Below are 18,251 nucleotides of genomic sequence, written 5' to 3'. Positions count from 1 at the left end.
GGGCTTCGAAATCTTCCTGGACGCCTCGCATGAATGCAAACAGTTCGCCCGCCAATGCACCGGTTTCGCAGATCACGCCTGCGTCGCCTCTCTTCCTGCGGGAGGATGAGATTCGGCGGGGGATCGAGATGCTGTATTTCGGCTATTCCGCGCTTACCCGATCGATCGACGACGGGCTTGCGGCACAGGGACTAGGGCGTGCGCATCACCGCGCGCTCTATTTTATTTCGCGTCAACCGGACCTGACGGTGAAGGAGTTGCTGCGCCTGCTGTCCATCACCAAGCAGTCGCTGGGCCGGGTGCTCAATGACCTGATAGAGCGTGGTTATATCGAGACGCGGCAGGGGGCGAGCGACCGGCGGCAGAAGCTGTTGCGGCTCAGCGCGTCGGGCAAGACTCTGGAGGCCGATCTGTTCCGCGCGCTGCGTGAAAAGATGGCGGCAGCTTATGCGCAGGCGGGGCAGGGGTCGGTGACGGGCTTCTGGCGCGTGTTGGAGGGGCTGATCCCCGACGCGGATCGATCGATGGTTTCCGGCCTGCGTAGCCGCTGACCCACAGGCAACCATAAGGCGGGCTAACGGTTGGGCTCATGCGTTTGACAGCAAGATGAGGGAAGCATGAGAGCATCAATTGTGGCCGCTTTGGTGATTGTCGCAGGGGTGGGCCTGTCGGCCTGCTCGGAAAAAGCAACCGACAGCCTGGAAAATGCGGGGTCGGCGATTGGCAATGACGTCAACCGGACGGTCGATCAGGCAGGAGCGAAGATCGACAATGGTCTCGATCATGCCGAGCGGGCGATCGACAGAGGCGCGAACGAGATCGGTGCGGCGACGAGAAACGCAACGCAGGATGCAAGGCGCGAAGCCCGGGAAGCGAAGGAAGATGCAGGCGCCGCTATGGAACGCGCGGGGAATGACTTGAAGAGGGATTGAACAAGCGGCGTGAGTCTCAAGGCTGAGATTCTAACGCCCACTCACGCCTGAGATTGGCCGGATAACCGGCTGAGCGCTGCGGCAACATAGCGGCGGCGCTCAGGATCGCGGCTGATCTCCAGCATGGCGCACAGGCTGCCCCGGGCGGCTTCCACCTCGCCATGTTCCAACTGCAATCGGGCAAGCGCCCACCAGCCTGCATCATGTTCGGGTGCAACCACCGTCATACGCTCATACATCGAGCAGGCCCGCCATGTGTCGCTCGCCTGTTCCGCCCGAGTGGCCTGATTGAGGAGCAGGCGCATAAGGGTCATGCGGTTCGACATTGGCTCAAGGGTCGAAACGCCTTGTCTGCCCGTCGATGCGGCGACCGTGAGAAGCCCGGCCACTTGCCCGGCCTGCACCAGCGCGCCGCTGCGGAAAGGATCGATGATCGCCGGAGCCTCATCAGGTCCGATGCTGACCAGGACATGGCCGGGCGTGTTCAGCGCATGCGCCTGCCATCCGGCGCGGCGGGCGGCGGCGACATAGAGGATGGAAAGGCTGACCGGCAGTCCCCTCCGACGATCCAGCACCCGGATCATGTCGCCGTTCAAGGGGGCGTCGTAGGTCAGGCTATCGCCTTCAAAGCCGAACTGGCCGCTGAATATATGCGCGAGAAGGGCGCCCTGCGCTTCTCCCGATTGCAGATCATCATTGATGTCCGCTCGTTCCGCCTCGATCGCGTCGCCGATTTCGCGCAGCAGGGCCAGATAGGGTTCGACGTCGATCCCTTCATGGTCCAGAGCGCTCAGCATCAAGGCGGCGCTGTCCAGCTCGATCTCTTCGTCAGCCAGCAGGCCGATATAAGCGATGCTCTCGTTCATGCGCGCACCGGGCAGTGAGCGGTAAGCGAAAGCTGATGGAGTCGGAGGGAAGCGGCAGTGAATTTTTCCATGCCCCCTACATGGTGGCTGTTGCGCGAATTTGCACCATCTATGGTAGGAAAGGGCATGGCGAAGCGGAAAAGACGACATCTGACAGCAACGATGCCGGATGGATATGTGAAGCGGATCGGGCCGACGAGCGACCCCTTCACCCATTATTGGCGGATCGTTGCCGAACTGGAAAATGGCAAAACGGAAATATTCTGGGGACATGTCAAATCGCTCGCCGAAGCGAAGAGGAAACGCACGGCAGCAGAGGAGGCATCAAGGATGCGCGGGTGGTGCAGTTTCCTGTTCGAAATCGCCGAACTGACTGTCGAGCCCACCTGAAACAGCCCCGCTATTTTCCTCACACAGCTTGCCACTACAGTGCAGTAATGCCTTGGGATCAAAAGGTTTGCTGATCAGCAACCGATCCTGAAACTGTTCAGGCAGGCTTTCGCGCCCATATCCTGTGACGAAGGCAAAAGGTATCTTCCTTTCCAACAGCGCAGCCGCCACATCATCAACCGGCATGCCTTGCAAATTGCCATCCAGCAGCGCGGCGTCGAAATCCGCATACTGCATCAATGTCAGAGCCTCTTGCGCACATCCCGCTATGGTCACGGCGGCCGTGCCATCTTCCAAAATGCTGGCAATCTCCATCGCCACAAGCGGCTCATCCTCGATGATGAGGAAACTGCGCCCCGCTATCGCGCCGCCTTGCACCGCCAACGCCTCTTCGCTCAGATTCATGGCGGCACTGGCGGTGTTGATCCGGCTGATCCGTGGCCCACACGGCAGCGTCATGGTCCAGCAAACTCCGCTTTCCTGATATTCCACGCTGGCCTGACCGCCTTCCGCCTTCAGGCTGCGTTCGATCAGAGCCGTGCCAAAACCTCTGCGTGACGGTGGAGTGACGGGCGGCCCGCCGCTTTCCACCCAGCGGATTAGCAGCCGGTCCCGCTCCATCTTCCACGACAGCGAAACCGTGCCCGCCGGAATGCAAAGCGCGCCATATTTATGCGCATTGGTCACCAATTCATGCAGGATGAGTGCGACGTGCAAGGCCAGTTCGGGCGCCAGCTCCAGTTCCGGCCCCTCGATGGTCAGCTGCCCAAGATCGATGGCGCCAATGTCGATCTGCCCATTGACCAACTCCCGCAGCGAGGCGCCCTGCCATGTCGTGCTGCTCAGCAATGAGTGTGCGCGGGCGAGGGCGTGGATGCGGCCTGTGAAGGTTGGCGCAAAGTCCGACGGACCCGACGAATGCCGCAATGTCTGCACCGCGATCGCCTGAACCGAGGCGAGGGTGTTTTTGACCCGATGATTGAGTTCCCCGATCAGCAGGCGCTGCGTATCCTCCGCTCGCTTCCTTTCCGTCACATCCAGCACCTGGACGTTGACCGACACGAGCCGCCCCTGACCATTCAGCAGCGCAGAACAATAGCATTCGCATTCCAGCGTCGGCCCCTCTGCCGTCCGCATGCGCAAATGCTGGACCGCGCGAACGGATCGCCCGGCGATAAGGTCACTCATCAGGCTGTCGAACGTGGCCTCGTCTTCCGGGTCGATCCATTTCAGCTCGTTCGCTTTGAAGCCAGCAACTTCCGGCGCCCGCCATCCAAACAGCCGCTCTGCCCCATTGGACCAGGCCACAATGTGCCGCCCGGCATCGAATTCGATGATCGCCAGCGGGGAATTGTCACTATGGGCATGCAGCCGGGCAAGGGCGGCGGCAATCTCGTCGCGCTGCCGGGCTAGTTCCTGCCGCTGCCCGAATAGCTCGACGAAAACCGCCGTCTTGTTGCGCAGGATATGCGCATCGACCGGCTTCAGCAGATAATCGACTGCGCCAGCCTCATACCCGCGAAAGCGCCGCCGTTCATCGGTCGCGACCGCCGTCAGGAAGATGATCGGGACCCTGCGTGTCCTTTCGGTGCCGCGCATCAGTTCGGCCAGTTCAAAGCCGTCCATGCCCGGCATCTGCACGTCCAGCAGCGCGAGCGCCACATCATGCACCAGCAGCAGTTCGAGTGCCTGAACGCCAGATCTCGCCTTGAGCAGTTCGACGCCTTCTCCGGCGAACAGGGCATCCAACGCCGTCAGATTTTCCTCAACATCGTCGACAGCCAGGATCTTGGGCTTTTCAGGCGGCATGGCGCAGATCCTCCATATCCTTGACGTTGCGGCGGTAGATTTTTTCAGCCTCATGGAAGTCGGCGAAAGCGTCGGAATAGCGAGAAAAGCGAAGCGTTTCCTTCGACCCCAGCCCCAGGAACCCGCCGCGCACAAGCGATCCGCCGAACAGGCCCAGCGCACGATCCTGCAAATCCCGATCGAAATAGATCAGCACATTGCGGCTCGATACCAGCTGCACTTCGGCAAACACCTCATCGCTGGCGAGATTATGCTCGGCGAACACCGCGCGGCGGCGCAGCGTCTTGTCGAACACCGCCGCGCCATAGGCTGCGGTATAATAATCGGACAGCGATTGCTTGCCGCCCGCCAGCCGGTGATTTTCGGTAAACTGCGCGATGCGGTCGAGATCATATATCCCGGCCTCCGCCTTCTTGAGCGCGGCGGGACTGATGTCCGTGCAATAGAAGATCGTGCGATCCTCCAGCCCCTCTTCCCGAAACAGGATCGCCAGCGAATAAAATTCCTCGCCATTGGCGCAGCCCGCGATCCAGATCTTGAGCGAAGGATAGGTGCGCAAATGCGGCACCACCATTTCGCGCAACGCCCGGAAATAGGCAGGGTCGCGGAACATCTCGCTGACCTGGATGGTGAGGAAACCCATAAGATCGGCGAACACCGCCGGGTCGCGCAGTAGTAGATGCTGGAGCTGCGAGAGGCTTTCGCATTCATGCCGCTGCTGCGCCCGGGCTAGTCGCCTGTGCAGCGAACCACGCGAATAGCCGCGAAAATCATAATGATAATGCCGCCACAGCGCCTCCAGCAGCAAATCGAGTTCTAATTCCTCGTGGGGCGCAAATATCTCCTCGCTCATCGCGGCATCCACACACGCGTGAGGCTCAGCAGCTTGTCGACGTCCAGCGGCTTGGCGAGATAGTCGTTCGCGCCCGCGTCCAGGCAATCCTGCTGGTCACGCGCCATCGCCTTGGCGGTCAGCGCGATGATCGGCATCTGCCTGCCCCATGGCTGCGACCGGATTTCCCGCGTGGCGGTCAGGCCGTCCATCTCCGGCATCATCACGTCCATCAGCACCAGATCGACCGGATCGGACAGCCCGCGCGCCGCCTCGTCCAGCGTTTGGAGCGCCTCGCGCCCATTGCGGGCAATCCGCACCTTCGCCCCGTGCGGCTCGAATATGGAGGTGAGGGCATAGACGTTGCGAATATCGTCCTCGACCACCAGGATTTCGCGCCCGTCCAGCGCCGCGTCGCGGTTCAACGACTTGGCGATCAGCGCCTGTTGCGGTTCGGGCAGGTCCGACACGACCTGATGCAGGAACAGCGTCACTTCATCCAGCAGCCGTTCGGGCGACTTCGCGCCCTTGACGATGATCGACTTGCTGTAGCGCCGTAGCCGCATCTCCTCTTCCGGGGCGAGGTCGCGCCCGGTGTAGACGATCACGGGCGGGAAGCCGACGGCTTCGTCAGCGCTCAGACGCTCGAGCAGATCCAGGCCCGACGCGTCGGGCAGGTTAAGATCCAGCACCATGCAGTCGAATGTTTCGCGGCCAAGCAGATCGAAACATTGCGCGGCCGAATGCGCCTCTACGGTTTCCACATCGCGCGAGGCGAGGAGCAGCTTGACGCTTTCGGCCTGCTGCGCATCGTCCTCGACCACCAGAACCCGGCGCAGGCGCTGCGACATGCGCGCTTCCAGCCCTTCCAGCATCTCGACCAGCGCGTCCCGCTTCACCGGCTTGAACAGATAACCGATCGCGCCGCTGGACAGCGCCGCCTGACTATCGTCGTCAACGGATACCACATGAACCGGGATATGGCGGGTGCGCACGTCCCGCTTGATCCGGTCCAGCACCGACAGGCCGGTATGATCGGGCAGGTTCATGTCCAGAATGACGGCATTGGGCACATATTGCCGCGCCATCAGAGCGCCCTCATCCGCGGTGCTGGCGATCAGGCACTGAAAATTCAGTTCGTGCGCGACATCGCAGAGGATCTTGGCGAAGACAGGATCATCCTCAACGATCAGGATGACGCGGGCGTCTCCCGACAATCTTTCGCGATCGTCCTGCGCGGCGGGGCCTCGGCGCGGGCGGCTCGGCTTGGGATTGGATGGCGCGGGCCGGAACTGCTCGGCAGGCCGTATCCTGTCCGCCGATGCCACCGCCGTGCCATCATATCGCTCGGGCAGGATCAACGTGAAGGCGCTGCCTTCGCCAGCCTTGCTTTCCACCAGCACTTCGCCGCCCAGCAACCGGGCGAGTTCACGCGAAATGGAAAGGCCAAGACCGGTGCCGCCATATTTCCGGCTGACCGTGCCGTCCGCCTGACGGAACGCTTCGAAAATCACCTGCTGCTGCTCGGCCGGGATGCCGACGCCTGTGTCGCGCACTGTAAACGCAATGCGCCCATCGGGCGTGCCGTTCACGCTCAGCTTGACCGATCCGCGCTCGGTAAACTTGATCGCGTTCGAGAGGAAATTCTTCAGCACTTGCTCGATCCGCTGAGGATCGCTTTCCATCTCGGCGGGCGCGTTGGGGGAGGAGCTTGCATCGAAAGCCAGCCCCTTGGACTGAGCGGACGGCGCGAATATCGCTTCCATCTTCTCGGTGAGCGCGCGGATGCTCATGCGGCGGGGCTGCAATTCCAGCTTGCCTGCCTCGATCTTCGAAATATCGAGAATGTCGTTGATCAACGTCAGCAGGTCATTGCCTGACGTTTCGATCGTCTCGGCGTGACGGACTTGATCGGGGGACAGATTGCCGCCGCGATTTTCCGCCAGCAACCGCGCCATGATCAGCAGCGAATTCAGCGGGGTGCGCAGTTCGTGGCTCATATTCGCCAGGAATTCGGATTTGTAGCGGCTCGCTTGCTCCAGTTCGCCCGTCTGGTTTTGCAGCGAATGTTGTGCCCGGGTCAGGTCGTCGCGCTGGATTTCCAGTTGCCGCGCCTGCTCCTCCAGCTGGGCGTTGGTTTGTTCCAGTTCCGCCTGCTGCGCTTCCAGCCTTGCGGCCGATTCCTGCAACTGGCGGCTTTGCTGCTCCAGCTCCTCATTATTGGCGCGCAGTTCCTCGCTCTGCGCCTGCAATTCCTCCGCCTGTTGCTGCGTTTCCTCCAGCAATTCGCGCAGGCGCGCACGATATTTGCCGGAACGGATGGCGACACCCAGTTGCCCCGCGATTCTGTCCAGCAATGCCAGTGCATCGCCATCGGCATCCTTAGGAAGTCCGAGTTCTATGACGGCATTGATCGTGCCGTCGGCCTGCGCGGTGCTGATCAGCAGGCTGTCCGGTTTCGACTGGCCCAGCGCCGATCCATAGGACAAATAGCCCTCGGGCACGTCTTTCAGGAAAAAGCTGCGGCGGTCGCTCACCGCCTGTCCGAGCAAGCCATCTCCCACCGAAAAGCGTTCGGGCAGGGGCGCATCGGCAGGAACGGCATAGGTGGCGTAGCGGCGGAAACCCTCGCCATTTGCGATATAGAGCGCTCCTGCCTGCGCCTTAAGATAATCGGCCATGAACGTAAGAGCGCTCGACGCCAGCGTATCCAGCGGCAGCTCCCCTCCCACTGCCTTGGCAAGGCCGACTTGCCCATTTTGCAGCCATTCCTCCCGCGATATCGCCAGGCGGTTGCGAATGAATAGGACGCCGACAATCGCCAGGATCCAGCAGGTCACGCCAGCCAGTAAACGGTTGGTGATGGCAACCTGAGGATCGACACCGACCGGGGCGAGGGTGAAGCCGACGGTCATCAATAGTGTCGCGGCTATTGCAACGACGATCGGGACTAGCGGACGCCGCGCGACATAGGACAGCACGAGCGGCAGCAAATAGGCGACCCATACCGCGGTTCCCAACGGAAAGATTATATCGGCGAGAAAGGGGAGGGCTAGCAGGACGGCCAAGGCCGCATACAGCCCTGCCTGCGTGATCGACGATTTGATTTGCTGCATTTTAAAAAAGAGCCCCTGTAACGCTCCAAGCGCACAGGAAGCTCGCTCCCCCTTTAGACCCATTCCCTGATCGAACATCCAGACCCTGCAATACAGGGCGATCAGTTCCATCCCGGCGATCTCCAACGACCCGAGCACACATTGGTTCCACGATAATCGGGCTTCACCAATTCACGCCCTTGTTCACCCGGGCCGTTCGCCTCTATGCAGGCGTCTTAGAGCAGGAAGGGCAGGAGGGGCTATGCTGACCGGGACGAACACACCGGCCGTTGCGGCGACATCTGGCGTCAGCAAGCGTGAGCTACGGACTGTCGTGGGCGCCAGCCTGATCGGCACGATGATCGAATGGTTCGACTTTTTCATCTATGGCGTGGCTTCGGCGCTGGTGTTCAACCGCCTGTTTTTCCCATCTTTCGATCCGCTGACGGGCACGCTGCTCGCCTTCTCGACCTATGCCCTCGGCTTCCTCGCCCGGCCGCTCGGCGGCGTGGTCTTCGGCCATTTCGGCGATCGCATCGGTCGCAAGACGCTGCTGATGATCAGCCTGCTCACCATGGGCCTGTCGACCACGGCCATCGGTTTGCTGCCGACCTATCAGCAGATTGGAACCTGGGCGCCGATCCTGCTTGTCCTGCTCCGACTGCTTCAGGGCTTCGCCGTCGGCGGGGAATGGGGCGGGGCGGTCCTGATCGTGGCGGAGGTCGCGCCTGCTTCGCAACGCGGTTTCTGGACCAGCTGGCCGCAGGTCGGCGCGCCCGCGGGCAACCTGCTCGCCGCTGCCGTATTCGCCGCATCATCCGCGCTGCTGACGGAAGCGGACTTCATGACCTGGGGCTGGCGCATTCCGTTCCTGCTGTCCATCGTGCTGGTACTGGTGGGTTGGTGGCTCCGCCGCGCCGTTTCGGAAAGCATGGTTTTCGCACGCGAAGCGGCGGAAGGCGGCGTCGAGCGCTTCCCGGCGGTAGAAGCGATCCGGCGCAAGGGCCGCGCCTTGCTCACCGGAGCCGGGCTCCGCTTCGGCGAGAATATCTGCTACTATGTCGCGGCGACCTTCTCCATAACCTACTGGACGGAAATAAGAGGCGGCGACCGTTCGCTCGTCCTGGACGCGGTGCTGATCGGCTCTGCCCTCGAATGCCTGACCATGCCCTTCTTCGCCGCACTGTCAGACAGGATCGGACGCAGGCTTGTATATGGCGCGGGCGCGATATGCGTTACCGCCTGGTTCACGATCTTCTTCTCCCTGCTGGACAGCGGGACGATCTGGACCGTCGGACTGGCAATCACCATCGCGATGGTGGCGCACGGCGCCATGTATGCGCCCCAAGGCGCGATGATCACCGAACTTTTCCCAACGCGCCTGCGCTATTCGGGCGCCAGCATCGCCTATCAGGCGACCTCCATCGTGGCAGGGTCTCTCGCCCCCATCATCGCGCTGTCACTATATAAGGCGAGCGGCGGAACGGGCATGGTCGCCGCCTATGTGATCGGCGGCCTGCTCCTCACCCTGATCGCCGTGATTGCCGCCCCCGAAACGCGCGGAGTTGATTTGAACAGCGTGACCTGATGAGAGCGACGCTCTGCTTCTTCTAGGCTGGTGACGGAACAAGCTGAAGGTCCAGCTGTTCAACATCCACCTGGAGGAGGTACAAGATGGCCGAAGTACATAAAGATCCCTATACCGGAGACCGCGTGGTCGTTCACAAGAGCAGCGGCGGGCGCACTGTTGCGATCGTGCTGGTCGTCATTCTGGCAATTGTCGGCATCCTGTTTGCCACCGGCTTCTGGAAGGCCGACGTATCTGGCGGTGACGTTCCGGAAGTCAGCGTGAAAGGCGGAGAGCTTCCCAAGGTGGATGTTGATTCCAAGGAAGTGGTGGTCGGCTCCAAAAAGGAGACCATCGACGTCCCGACCGTTGGCGTGAAGGACAATGGCGAGGAGTAACACTCGCCCAATCAAGCATTTTTGAATAGATAAACGGGCGAGATGCCGCGATGGCCGAAAAAGCTGTCGCGATATCTCGCCCGCTCTATTATATCTTACAGGAAGAACGGGCGATCAAACCTCAGCGATGATCACCTTCACCCCGGCTTTATCCAGCATCGCCCTCGCTGCCGGGGCGACGCCCGGGTCGGTCACGACGATATCCACTTCATTCAGGCCGCATACGATCGCGCCCGATGAAGAGGTGAATTTGCTACTGTCGACCAGCAATATCACCTGCTCCGCCCGATCAATCAGGCGGCGTTCGGCGGCAACCAAAATGACATCCTGTTGCATCACCCCCTGTGGCCCCACCGCCGCCGCGCCCATGAACAGCTTTGGCGCATGGAAACGCGGCATCGACTCTTCACCCGCAGGCGCGAGAATGATGTTCTGCTCCCTGAACAATGTCCCGGAAGGCAGCAATATCTGCGTTCCCGACTGAGGCAGCAGCGCATTGGCGATGTGGAGCGAATTGGTCAACACCGACAGGTCCAGTCCGCCGATATGCGGGCACATCTGCAACGTCGTCGTGCCGCCATCGATCATGATGCCTTCGCCATGCTGGCATAGCTGGGCGGCGGCCCGCCCGATCGATCGCTTTTCCGACAGATGTTCCGTTATAGACTGGGCAAAGGGGGTACCCGCAAGCCGGGCGGCGCCTTCAGGCTTGCCACCATGGCTTTCCGTCAACCTTGCACCACCACGAACGCGGTGGATTACCCCCTCTTCCTCAAGGCGGGTCAGGTCGCGGCGGATGGTGGCGGGGGACGCCGCAAGCCGCGATTCCAGAGCGCGATAGCTGACGAAGCCGGTAAGGCCCATTGCTTCGATAATCAGCCTTTCGCGTTCCTCCGCGTGCATTGTCCCCAAACCCCCTTGATCAGGCAGCCGCCCGTTCAGCTTCAAGCTGTTCCAGCGACTTGCCTTCGTTGCGTGGCGCCCAAAGGGTGCCGATCACGCCGCTTATGACGAGGAAACCTGTCAAAATCCACGCCAGTGTTGTGAAGCCGGTAGCGCTCAGCATCGGCACGAAGAAACTGAATATGCCAAGGCTGATGCGGACGATGGCGAAACACAGCCCCTGCGCCGTGGACCGGAGCATCGTCGGGAACATCTCCGAACTCCACAGCTGGAAGAAGCTCTGCGCACCGAAACCGCCGCCGAACTGGAGCAGGAACACGTAGAGCAGCGCCACCGGGATAGTCAGCGGGAAGATGGCGAGCAACGCCATGCCGACGATCTGGATGGCCGCCGAGATTGCGAACATCGTGCGCTGGTTCACCTTGTCGGCATAGCGCATGAAGACCAGACCGATGGAAACCATGCCGATCGCAAAGGACAGCGCCTGGATCGCGACCGATTGCGCCTGGGTCGCCGCGCCCACCGTGCGAAGGATATAGGGGAAGAAGAAGCCGTTGGTCCCCGCCCACAGGTTCCAGAAGCCATACATGCCAACCAGGCCCAGGATGGAAGCCAGATATTTAGGCTGGAACAGCGTGGACACCGGCAGCTTGGGAGTGCCTTCCTTCTGTGCGGATTCCCAGCGTTCGGATTCCTTCATGCGCGAACGTAGGAAAGTAAGGCCAAGGGCGATCACCAGCAGATGGGCAAAGACGATGCGCGCGCCCAATTCGCCAAGGCTGGTGAGGGCAAGGCTGAGCAGCAGCACGACCACCGGCCCCAGATACCACAGCACCTGCGCGACGCCTGAATGCTTGCCGCGCCGGTCATCGGGCGCCTGCTCCGCGATCAGCGACCAGGATGCCGGAATGTCGGCGCCAACCGCGACGCCAACGATCAGGAAGCCCACCACGATCATCCAGGGCGCGAAAGCAAAGACCAGCAGCGCCATGCCGACCGCGTAGACCAGCATATCCCACTGGTAGATTTTCTTCCGGCCCAGCTTGTCGCACAGCCGCCCGCCGACATAGGCGCCGACGCCCGCGCCGATCGCGTTCGGGCCGAACGCGCCGATCAGGCCGATGAAGTCGTTCGACAGCTTATAATGTTCCTGCCAAAGCGCGAGTGCGGCAGAGCCTGCAACGATCGAACCGGCGTCGATATAGTTGGCAAGACCCGCAAGGATCGTATCCCGCCAATTGTCCTTCTGTGCTCCCGCACTCATTTCACGTCCCTCCCGGCCAAAATGCTCTGGTCTATGTCGGCGATATTGGAGCAGCCGGTGAGCGCCATCGCCACGCGCATTTCGGCTTCAATTAATTGCAACATCTTCGTAACGCCCGCTTCTCCCTGCGCCGCCAGCGCATAGGCCCAGGCTCGCCCGAGCAGCACGCCCTTGGCACCCAGTGCCAGCATGCGGACCACGTCCAGACCCGATCGGACGCCGCCATCGGCCAGCACGGTCAGCTTGTCGCCAACCGCCTTGGCAATCGGGGGCAGGGCGCGGGCCGTGGACAGCACGCCGTCCAGTTGTCGCCCGCCATGGTTGGACACGATGATGCCGTCCGCGCCCAGCGCAGCGGCCTCCCGCGCGTCCTCGGGATCGAGCAGGCCTTTGATGATCAACGGCCCCTTCCATTCGGATCGGATGAAATCCAGATCGCGCCAATTGATCGACGGATCGAAATTATTGCGCATCCAGGCGAAGAAATCCTCAATCCCGGTCTTGCCCTTGAGCACGGGAGCGACATTGCCCAGCGTATGGGGGCGGCCGCGAACGCCCACATCCCATGCCCAGCGGGGCTTCGTGGCGGCCTGAGCCGCACGCCAGATCGCGCCCTTAAGGCCGTCCGCCCCAGCAAGCCCGCTATGATAATCGCGATAGCGGCTGCCCGGCACCGGCATATCGACAGTGAAGACGAGCGCCGAACAGTTGGCCGCCGCTGCCTGGGCCAGCAGGTCCTTCATAAAGGCCCGGTCCCGGATCATGTACAGCTGGAACCAGAAAGGACGCGATGCTGCGCGTGCGACTTCGTCCAGCGAACAGGCGCCTACGGTTGACAGGGTGAACGGGACGCCAGCGCCTTCGGCCGCCTTCAGCGCCTGGCATTCGCCGCGCCGTGCATTCAGCCCCGCCAGCCCGATCGGCGCGAGCGCCACCGGCAGCGCCAGCTTTTGCCCAAACAGGTTGGTCGAAAGATCGAGTTCAGACACATCGCACAACACCCGCTGGCGAAGCGCGATATCGCTCAGCTCGCTCACATTCTTGCGCAGCGTCACTTCGGCGTAGGAACCGCCATCAATATATTCGAACAGGAATCGGGGCAGGCGGCGGCGGGCGGCCTCGCGGAAATCGGTAACGCTGGCTATCGGCATTCGCGGAAACCTTTAAGAAGCCATCTCACCAATCCCAGTCAACCAACTGGAACGGTAAGAGGAAATATCCTGATCCAGCGGTTTGACTAGGCTGAGCGATCCCTGCGGCTTCAGGCTCGGATCGATCAGGCGCAGCGCACCGAAGGACACGTCATTATGGGCGTTGGCCGTATAGACCTGCATTTCGGGCCGCAGCGAAGCCAGAGCCCGGACGAACACCTCCGCGTCGGCAAAGCGTCCCTCGACCAACAGTCGATCGCGTGAGCCGATCAGGTCCAGCATCGTGTCGGCCACCAATGCGGCATATAGGCAGACTGCTGCGCGCCGCTGATACCAATCTTCCGGCCGCGCGATCCAGTTGCCGCTGCCGGTGGGGTAGGGGCCAAAGCCCTGCGCCAACGTCGGCAGCAGCATCGCACCCGATTGTACGACCTCGGACACAGCGGCCAGCAAGGCTGGTTGATCGGGTTTGATATCGACGCGGCGCGTGTCAAATTCGATCACCGTCTCGATTTCACGGCCACCCATGAAGCGGGCCGATGGCACGGCGCATCCATAGGCGTCGACGTTCACCAGGCAATCGCGCCCTTCGGCAAGACTGCTGGTCGCCAAAGCTTCTTTCGGCAGGCGCATCGCGATGAACCAGGTGCCGGTCGACAGGATCGTCGAATCGCCCTGTGCGATCTCGTCAAATCCGCGCGCAGCAAGCAGCGCCGCGTTGGAATCGTGCAGCCCGGCAAGAACGCGGATATTGGGAGAAAGGCCGGTGCGCTCCGCCAGCTCGGGCCGGATAGTGCCCAGGCTGTCCGCCGCTTTTACCAGCGGCGCAAAGCGCGCTGCCCAACCGAGCCGTTCGGCCAGCGGTGAAAAGCGAGCCTGATCGGGCGTCCAGAGGTCGCTGTGACAGCCAAGGCTAGTCACTTCTGTCGCTGCGATCCCCGACAGGAACCAGCCCCAATATTGCGCCCAGGGCAGCAGCGTCGCCGCCGCCATCTCGGCAGGGTAGAGGCGATCGAGCCAATAAAGTTGTGACCCGATATTAAGGCCGTCGGGCAGGGCGGGCGAACCGGTGATCGCAAAGGCATCGCGCTCCCTGCGATAGGCGTCCATAATCTCGTCTGGAATAGGCTGCTCATAATCGAGCGGCGTGAAGGCAAGTTCATCGCCCACAAGCGCAGCCACGCCTGCGCCATGCGCGACCGGGACGATGACTTGCACGGGACTCGACGCATAGCGCGACAGTGATTCTGTGAGCCATTCGGCGATGCCTGCAGTGTCGAGGCGGCGAATCCCGTCCTCGATCCGCACCTCGTTCGGGCGGACCTGGCGGTCCAGAATCTGGCCGTTACGAGACCAAAGGGACACTTTGCTCAGCGTTTTGCCGATATCGACGATGATGGCGAAGCCGCGGCTCAGTTCGTCCTCCCGCATGAAACTTTTCTCATATTGTTTGATCGAATATGATCGATTAGTAACGCAAAGGATTGATCGAGGAAAGCGCAAATGATAATAGGAGCGCCATGAACATGCAAAATCCAGTCTCGTCGGCGGCCATCCCCTTTGCCGTCCCCTCCAGCCGCTGGGATGACGGCGTCGCCGCGACTCTCAGCCCTGCCGAATTGCTCCTTTATCGGTCGAACCTGCTCGGTTCGGACCTGACGGTGACCAATTTCGGCGGCGGCAACACCTCCGCCAAGATCGTGGAGACCGATCCTCTGACCGGCGCGCAGACCGAGGTGCTGTGGGTCAAGGGTTCTGGCGGTGACATCGGCTCGATGAAGCTGGATGGCTTTTCAACGCTCTATCAGGAAAAGCTGCTAGGCCTTGAGAAGCATTATGGAGGCCCGGACGACGACGACAAGATGGTCGGCTACCTGCCTTACTGCACGTTCAACCTGAACCCCCGCGCCGCCTCGATCGACACCCCGCTCCATTCGCTACTTCCTTTTGCACATGTCGATCACGTCCACCCCGACGCCATCATCGCGCTTGCCGCTTCTTCCGGTGGCGAAGCCGCGACCAAGGAAATCTGGGGCGGCAAGATCGGCTGGCTGCCGTGGAAGCGCCCCGGCTACACGCTGGGCGTGCAGCTGCGCGACTATGTAAAGGCTAATCCGGGCGTCGAAGGCGTAATGCTCGCGGGTCACGGCATCATCTGCTGGGCCGACAGCGCCAAGTCCTGCTACGAACATACGGTCGAGCTGATCGCGGACGCAGCCAATTATCTGAACGCCAAGCTGGCGCAAAAGCCTGCCTTTGGTGGTCAGATCGTGGCTCCCAATGCCGATCGTGCGGCGATCGCTGCCGACCTGATGCCCCGCCTGCGCGGCCTGATGACCGGCGCGCGCACCAAGGTCGGCCATTATTCGGACGACGCCGAAGCGCTGGAATTTGTGGGTTCGGCAGAATTCCTGCGCCTCGCTGCGCTGGGCACGTCATGCCCCGACCATTTCCTGCGCACCAAGATCGCGCCGCTGCCGCTCGATCCCGCGAAGTTGCAGGACGACGCCTATCTGGCCGATCAGATCGCGGCCTATCGCGACATGTATGCGGCCTATTATGAGCGGTGCAAGCGGTCCAGCTCGCCCGCGATGCGCGATGCCAACCCCATCGTCGTGCTGGTGCCGGGCGTCGGCCGCATCACCTTCGCCGGTGACAAGACCACCGCGCGTCTGGCTGGTGAGTTCTACGGCAACGCGATCAACGTCATGCGCGGCGCCGAAGCGATCGGCGAATATATCGCGCTCGACGAGCAGGAAGCGTTCGACATCGAATATTGGCTGCTGGAAGAAGCAAAGCTCCAGCGCATGCCCAAGCCCAAGCCGCTGGTCGGCAAGATCGCCCTGGTGACCGGTGGAGCGGGCGGCATCGGTGCCGCGACCGCCGCGCGTCTGCTGGCGGACGGCGCTTGCGTCATGCTGGCCGACCGTGCCGCCGACGCGATCGAGGAAGTGCGCGCTGGTTTCGCCAAGCAGTTTGGCAAGGATGTGATCCGCGCCGCCGTGTGCGATGTCACCGATGAAGCGCAGGTCCAGGCCGCGTTCGACGATTGCGCCCGTGAGTTCGGCGGTCTCGACATTCTGGTCGCCAATGCGGGTATCGCGTCGTCGGCACCGATCGAGGAAACGACTGTCGCCCTGTGGCGCAAAAATTACGACGTGCTGGCTGAGGGCTATTTCCTCACCGCCCGTGCCGCCTTCCCGCTGATGAAGCGGATGAAGGAGCAGGGGGGCGCGTCGATCGTGTTCATCGGTTCGAAGAATGGCGTCGCCGCCGCGACCAACGCGTCGGCCTATGCCTCGGCCAAGGCTGCCGCCAACCATCTGGCCCGCTGTCTGGCGCTGGAGGGCGCGCCCTTCGGCATCCGCGTCAACACGGTGAACCCGGACGCTGTCATCAAGGGCAGCAAAATCTGGGACGGCGACTGGCGCAAGGAACGCGCCGGTGCGCACGGCATTGACTCAGGCAAGGAGCTGGAAGAGCATTACCGCCAGCGTTCGATGCTGAAGCGCGACGTGCTGCCGTCCGACATCGCCGAAGCGGTCTACTTCCTCGCTGGCGACATGTCGGCCAAGTCGACCGGCAACATGATCAATGTCGATGCGGGCAACGCCCAGGCGTTCACGCGCTGATCGGCAACGGAGAGGCTATCACCATGACCAATCTGCCCATTTCCGCCGAACTGATCGCGGAAGCCAATGCTCGCGACACGCAAGCACTGGAAGAAGATTATGCCGCGCTCGGCCGTAAGCTGTCGCGCACCGGCATCGACATCGAAGCGATCAAGGACCGCGTGGCGGGCTTTTCCGTCGCGGTGCCCAGCTGGGGCGCGGGACGGGGCGGCACCCGCTTCGCCAAGTTTCCGATCGCGGGCGAGCCAACCAACATCCATGAGAAGCTGGAAGATTGCGCCGTCATCAACCAGCTGAGCCGTGTCACGCCGCGTGTCTCGCCACATTTCCCTTGGGACAAGGTGAGCGATTATAAGGGTCTGCGCGAAGAAGCTCAGAGCCTTGGTTTGGGTTTTGATGCCGTCAATTCCAACACCTTCCAGGATCAGGTTGGACAGGCGCAGACCTACGCCACGGGATCACTGTCCTCGACCGTGGAAGCGACGCGTCAGCAGGCCGTCGAGCATAATATCGAGTGCATTGAGATCGGCCGCCAGCTGGGTTCGACCGACCTGACCGTCTGGGTTGGCGACGGCACCAACTTCCCGGGCCAGCAGGACTTCGCCCGCAGCCTGGACCGCTATCTGGAAGCGGCGGCACAGGTCTATGCGGCACTGCCCGGCGATTGGCGGATGCTGCTGGAACATAAGATGTTCGAGCCGGCCTTTTATTCGACTGTCATTTCGGATTGGGGTTCGTCGATCCTGGCCGCGCAGGAACTGGGTCCAAAGGCCAAGTGCCTTGTTGACCTTGGCCACCATGCGCCCAACGTCAATATCGAGCAGATCGTGGCGCGCCTGCATCGCTTCGGGAAGCTCGGCGGTTTCCACTTCAACGACAGCAAATATGGCGACGACGACCTGGACAGCGGTTCGATCAACCCGCACCAGCTGTATCTGGTCTTCAACGAACTGGTCGAGGCGGAACTGCACCCGCGCGACGGGTTCAACCCCAGCTACATGATCGACCAGTCGCACAATGTGACCGACCCGATCGAATCCATGCTGTCGTCTGCCGAGACGATCACGGCTTGCTACGCCAAGGCGTTGCTGGTCGATCGCGACGCGCTCCACGCCGCGCAGGAAGGCAATGACACGATGATGGCGTTCCAGGCGCTGCGCCGTGCTTACAATGTCGACGTGGCACCGATCATCGCCAAGGCCCGGCTGGAAGCTGGCGGCGCGATTGATGTGCTCGCAACCTACCGCGCCAGCCTATGGCGCGAGCGCAAGGCGCAGGAGCGCAAGCCCGTCGGCTTGGGCGCAGGGATTGTCTGATCTTAAATGTGATAGGACGCTGTCAGAATATGCAGCGTCCTATTTCAGGCCGGGAAGCACGCTGAACCTGGCGGCGGTTTCCCTCAGCTCATCAAT

At 61.9% G+C, this 18,251-nt stretch carries 15 protein-coding genes; 7 read left to right on the top strand and 8 right to left on the bottom strand.

Annotated elements, in window-relative coordinates:
* The first annotated feature begins 29 nt into the window (after positions 1 to 29).
* Entirely contained in the window at positions 30 to 551 is a 522-nt protein-coding gene (locus tag IZV00_RS15305; protein ID WP_196227280.1) for a MarR family winged helix-turn-helix transcriptional regulator, read from the top strand.
* Positions 552 to 617: 66 nt separating this feature from the next.
* The gene (locus IZV00_RS15300; RefSeq protein WP_196227279.1) at positions 618 to 932 is read left to right on the top strand and encodes a hypothetical protein; all 315 of its coding nucleotides are present in this window, start codon (positions 618 to 620) and stop codon (positions 930 to 932) included.
* Positions 933 to 973: 41 nt separating this feature from the next.
* Here IZV00_RS15300 and IZV00_RS15295 read toward each other — a convergent pair whose 3' ends face one another.
* Positions 974 to 1,798 (bottom strand): transglutaminase-like domain-containing protein, encoded by an 825-nt coding sequence (locus IZV00_RS15295; protein ID WP_196227278.1) that lies wholly within the window; start codon positions 1,796 to 1,798, stop codon positions 974 to 976.
* Positions 1,799 to 1,924: 126 nt separating this feature from the next.
* Between IZV00_RS15295 and IZV00_RS15290 the strand changes: the two genes are divergently transcribed.
* A complete protein-coding gene (locus IZV00_RS15290) occupies positions 1,925 to 2,188 on the top strand; it encodes a hypothetical protein (RefSeq protein ID WP_196227277.1) in 264 nt (87 codons plus the stop codon).
* Here the strand turns inward: IZV00_RS15290 and IZV00_RS15285 are convergent.
* Genes IZV00_RS15285 through IZV00_RS15275 form a run of 3 tightly spaced genes read right to left on the bottom strand, consistent with a single transcriptional unit; the run spans position 2,123 to position 7,945 of the window.
* Entirely contained in the window at positions 2,123 to 3,997 is a 1,875-nt protein-coding gene (locus IZV00_RS15285) for a response regulator (RefSeq protein WP_196227276.1), read from the bottom strand. The two genes, IZV00_RS15290 and IZV00_RS15285, sit on opposite strands and share 66 nt — an antisense overlap.
* Complete coding sequence (locus IZV00_RS15280) at positions 3,987 to 4,850, bottom strand: CheR family methyltransferase (RefSeq protein ID WP_196227275.1); 864 nt, start codon at positions 4,848 to 4,850, stop codon at positions 3,987 to 3,989. Before IZV00_RS15280 ends, IZV00_RS15285 begins: the two co-directional genes overlap by 11 nt.
* Positions 4,847 to 7,945 carry a response regulator gene (locus IZV00_RS15275; RefSeq protein WP_196227274.1) on the bottom strand — a complete coding sequence of 1,033 codons (3,099 nt, stop codon included), beginning with the start codon at positions 7,943 to 7,945 and terminating at the stop codon, positions 4,847 to 4,849. The genes IZV00_RS15280 and IZV00_RS15275 overlap by 4 nt, the downstream gene beginning before the upstream one ends.
* Before the next feature lie 241 nt (positions 7,946 to 8,186).
* Between IZV00_RS15275 and IZV00_RS15270 the strand changes: the two genes are divergently transcribed.
* Together IZV00_RS15270 and IZV00_RS15265 are read left to right on the top strand one after the other, a co-directional pair.
* Positions 8,187 to 9,512, top strand: a complete 1,326-nt coding sequence (locus IZV00_RS15270; protein WP_196227273.1) for an MFS transporter — start codon at positions 8,187 to 8,189, stop codon at positions 9,510 to 9,512.
* A gap of 86 nt (positions 9,513 to 9,598) precedes the next feature.
* Positions 9,599 to 9,889, top strand: coding sequence for a hypothetical protein (locus IZV00_RS15265; RefSeq protein ID WP_196227272.1), 291 nt, complete (start codon positions 9,599 to 9,601; stop codon positions 9,887 to 9,889).
* 114 nt (positions 9,890 to 10,003) lie between these two features.
* On the opposite strand, the gene IZV00_RS15260 is transcribed toward IZV00_RS15265, so the two are convergent.
* From IZV00_RS15260 to IZV00_RS15245, 4 genes are read right to left on the bottom strand one after another with little or no spacing between them, the layout of a single operon-like run.
* Positions 10,004 to 10,792 carry a DeoR/GlpR family DNA-binding transcription regulator gene (locus tag IZV00_RS15260; RefSeq protein ID WP_196227271.1) on the bottom strand — a complete coding sequence of 263 codons (789 nt, stop codon included), beginning with the start codon at positions 10,790 to 10,792 and terminating at the stop codon, positions 10,004 to 10,006.
* Between the two features lie 19 nt (positions 10,793 to 10,811).
* Positions 10,812 to 12,056: an MFS transporter gene (locus tag IZV00_RS15255; RefSeq protein ID WP_196227270.1), complete on the bottom strand. Its 1,245-nt coding sequence runs from the start codon at positions 12,054 to 12,056 to the stop codon at positions 10,812 to 10,814.
* Positions 12,053 to 13,207, bottom strand: a complete 1,155-nt coding sequence (lldD, locus tag IZV00_RS15250; protein WP_196227269.1) for an FMN-dependent L-lactate dehydrogenase LldD — start codon at positions 13,205 to 13,207, stop codon at positions 12,053 to 12,055. The genes IZV00_RS15255 and lldD overlap by 4 nt, the downstream gene beginning before the upstream one ends.
* Before the next feature lie 12 nt (positions 13,208 to 13,219).
* Positions 13,220 to 14,638, bottom strand: a complete 1,419-nt coding sequence (locus IZV00_RS15245; RefSeq protein WP_196227268.1) for an FGGY-family carbohydrate kinase — start codon at positions 14,636 to 14,638, stop codon at positions 13,220 to 13,222.
* Positions 14,639 to 14,727: 89 nt separating this feature from the next.
* On the opposite strand from IZV00_RS15245, the gene IZV00_RS15240 reads away from it, so the two are divergent.
* Together IZV00_RS15240 and rhaI are read left to right on the top strand one after the other, a co-directional pair.
* Positions 14,728 to 16,839: a bifunctional rhamnulose-1-phosphate aldolase/short-chain dehydrogenase gene (locus IZV00_RS15240; protein ID WP_196227267.1), complete on the top strand. Its 2,112-nt coding sequence runs from the start codon at positions 14,728 to 14,730 to the stop codon at positions 16,837 to 16,839.
* A 23-nt stretch (positions 16,840 to 16,862) separates the two neighbouring features.
* Positions 16,863 to 18,155: an L-rhamnose catabolism isomerase gene (rhaI, locus tag IZV00_RS15235; RefSeq protein ID WP_196227266.1), complete on the top strand. Its 1,293-nt coding sequence runs from the start codon at positions 16,863 to 16,865 to the stop codon at positions 18,153 to 18,155.
* The last annotated feature ends 96 nt before the right edge of the window (positions 18,156 to 18,251 follow it).

It is taken from the genome of Sphingobium sp. Cam5-1 (assembly GCF_015693305.1).
Taxonomy (GTDB): Bacteria; Pseudomonadota; Alphaproteobacteria; order Sphingomonadales; family Sphingomonadaceae; genus Sphingobium.
Note: the sequence above shows the minus strand (reverse complement) of the source record. Positions and strands in the feature narration are given on the sequence as shown.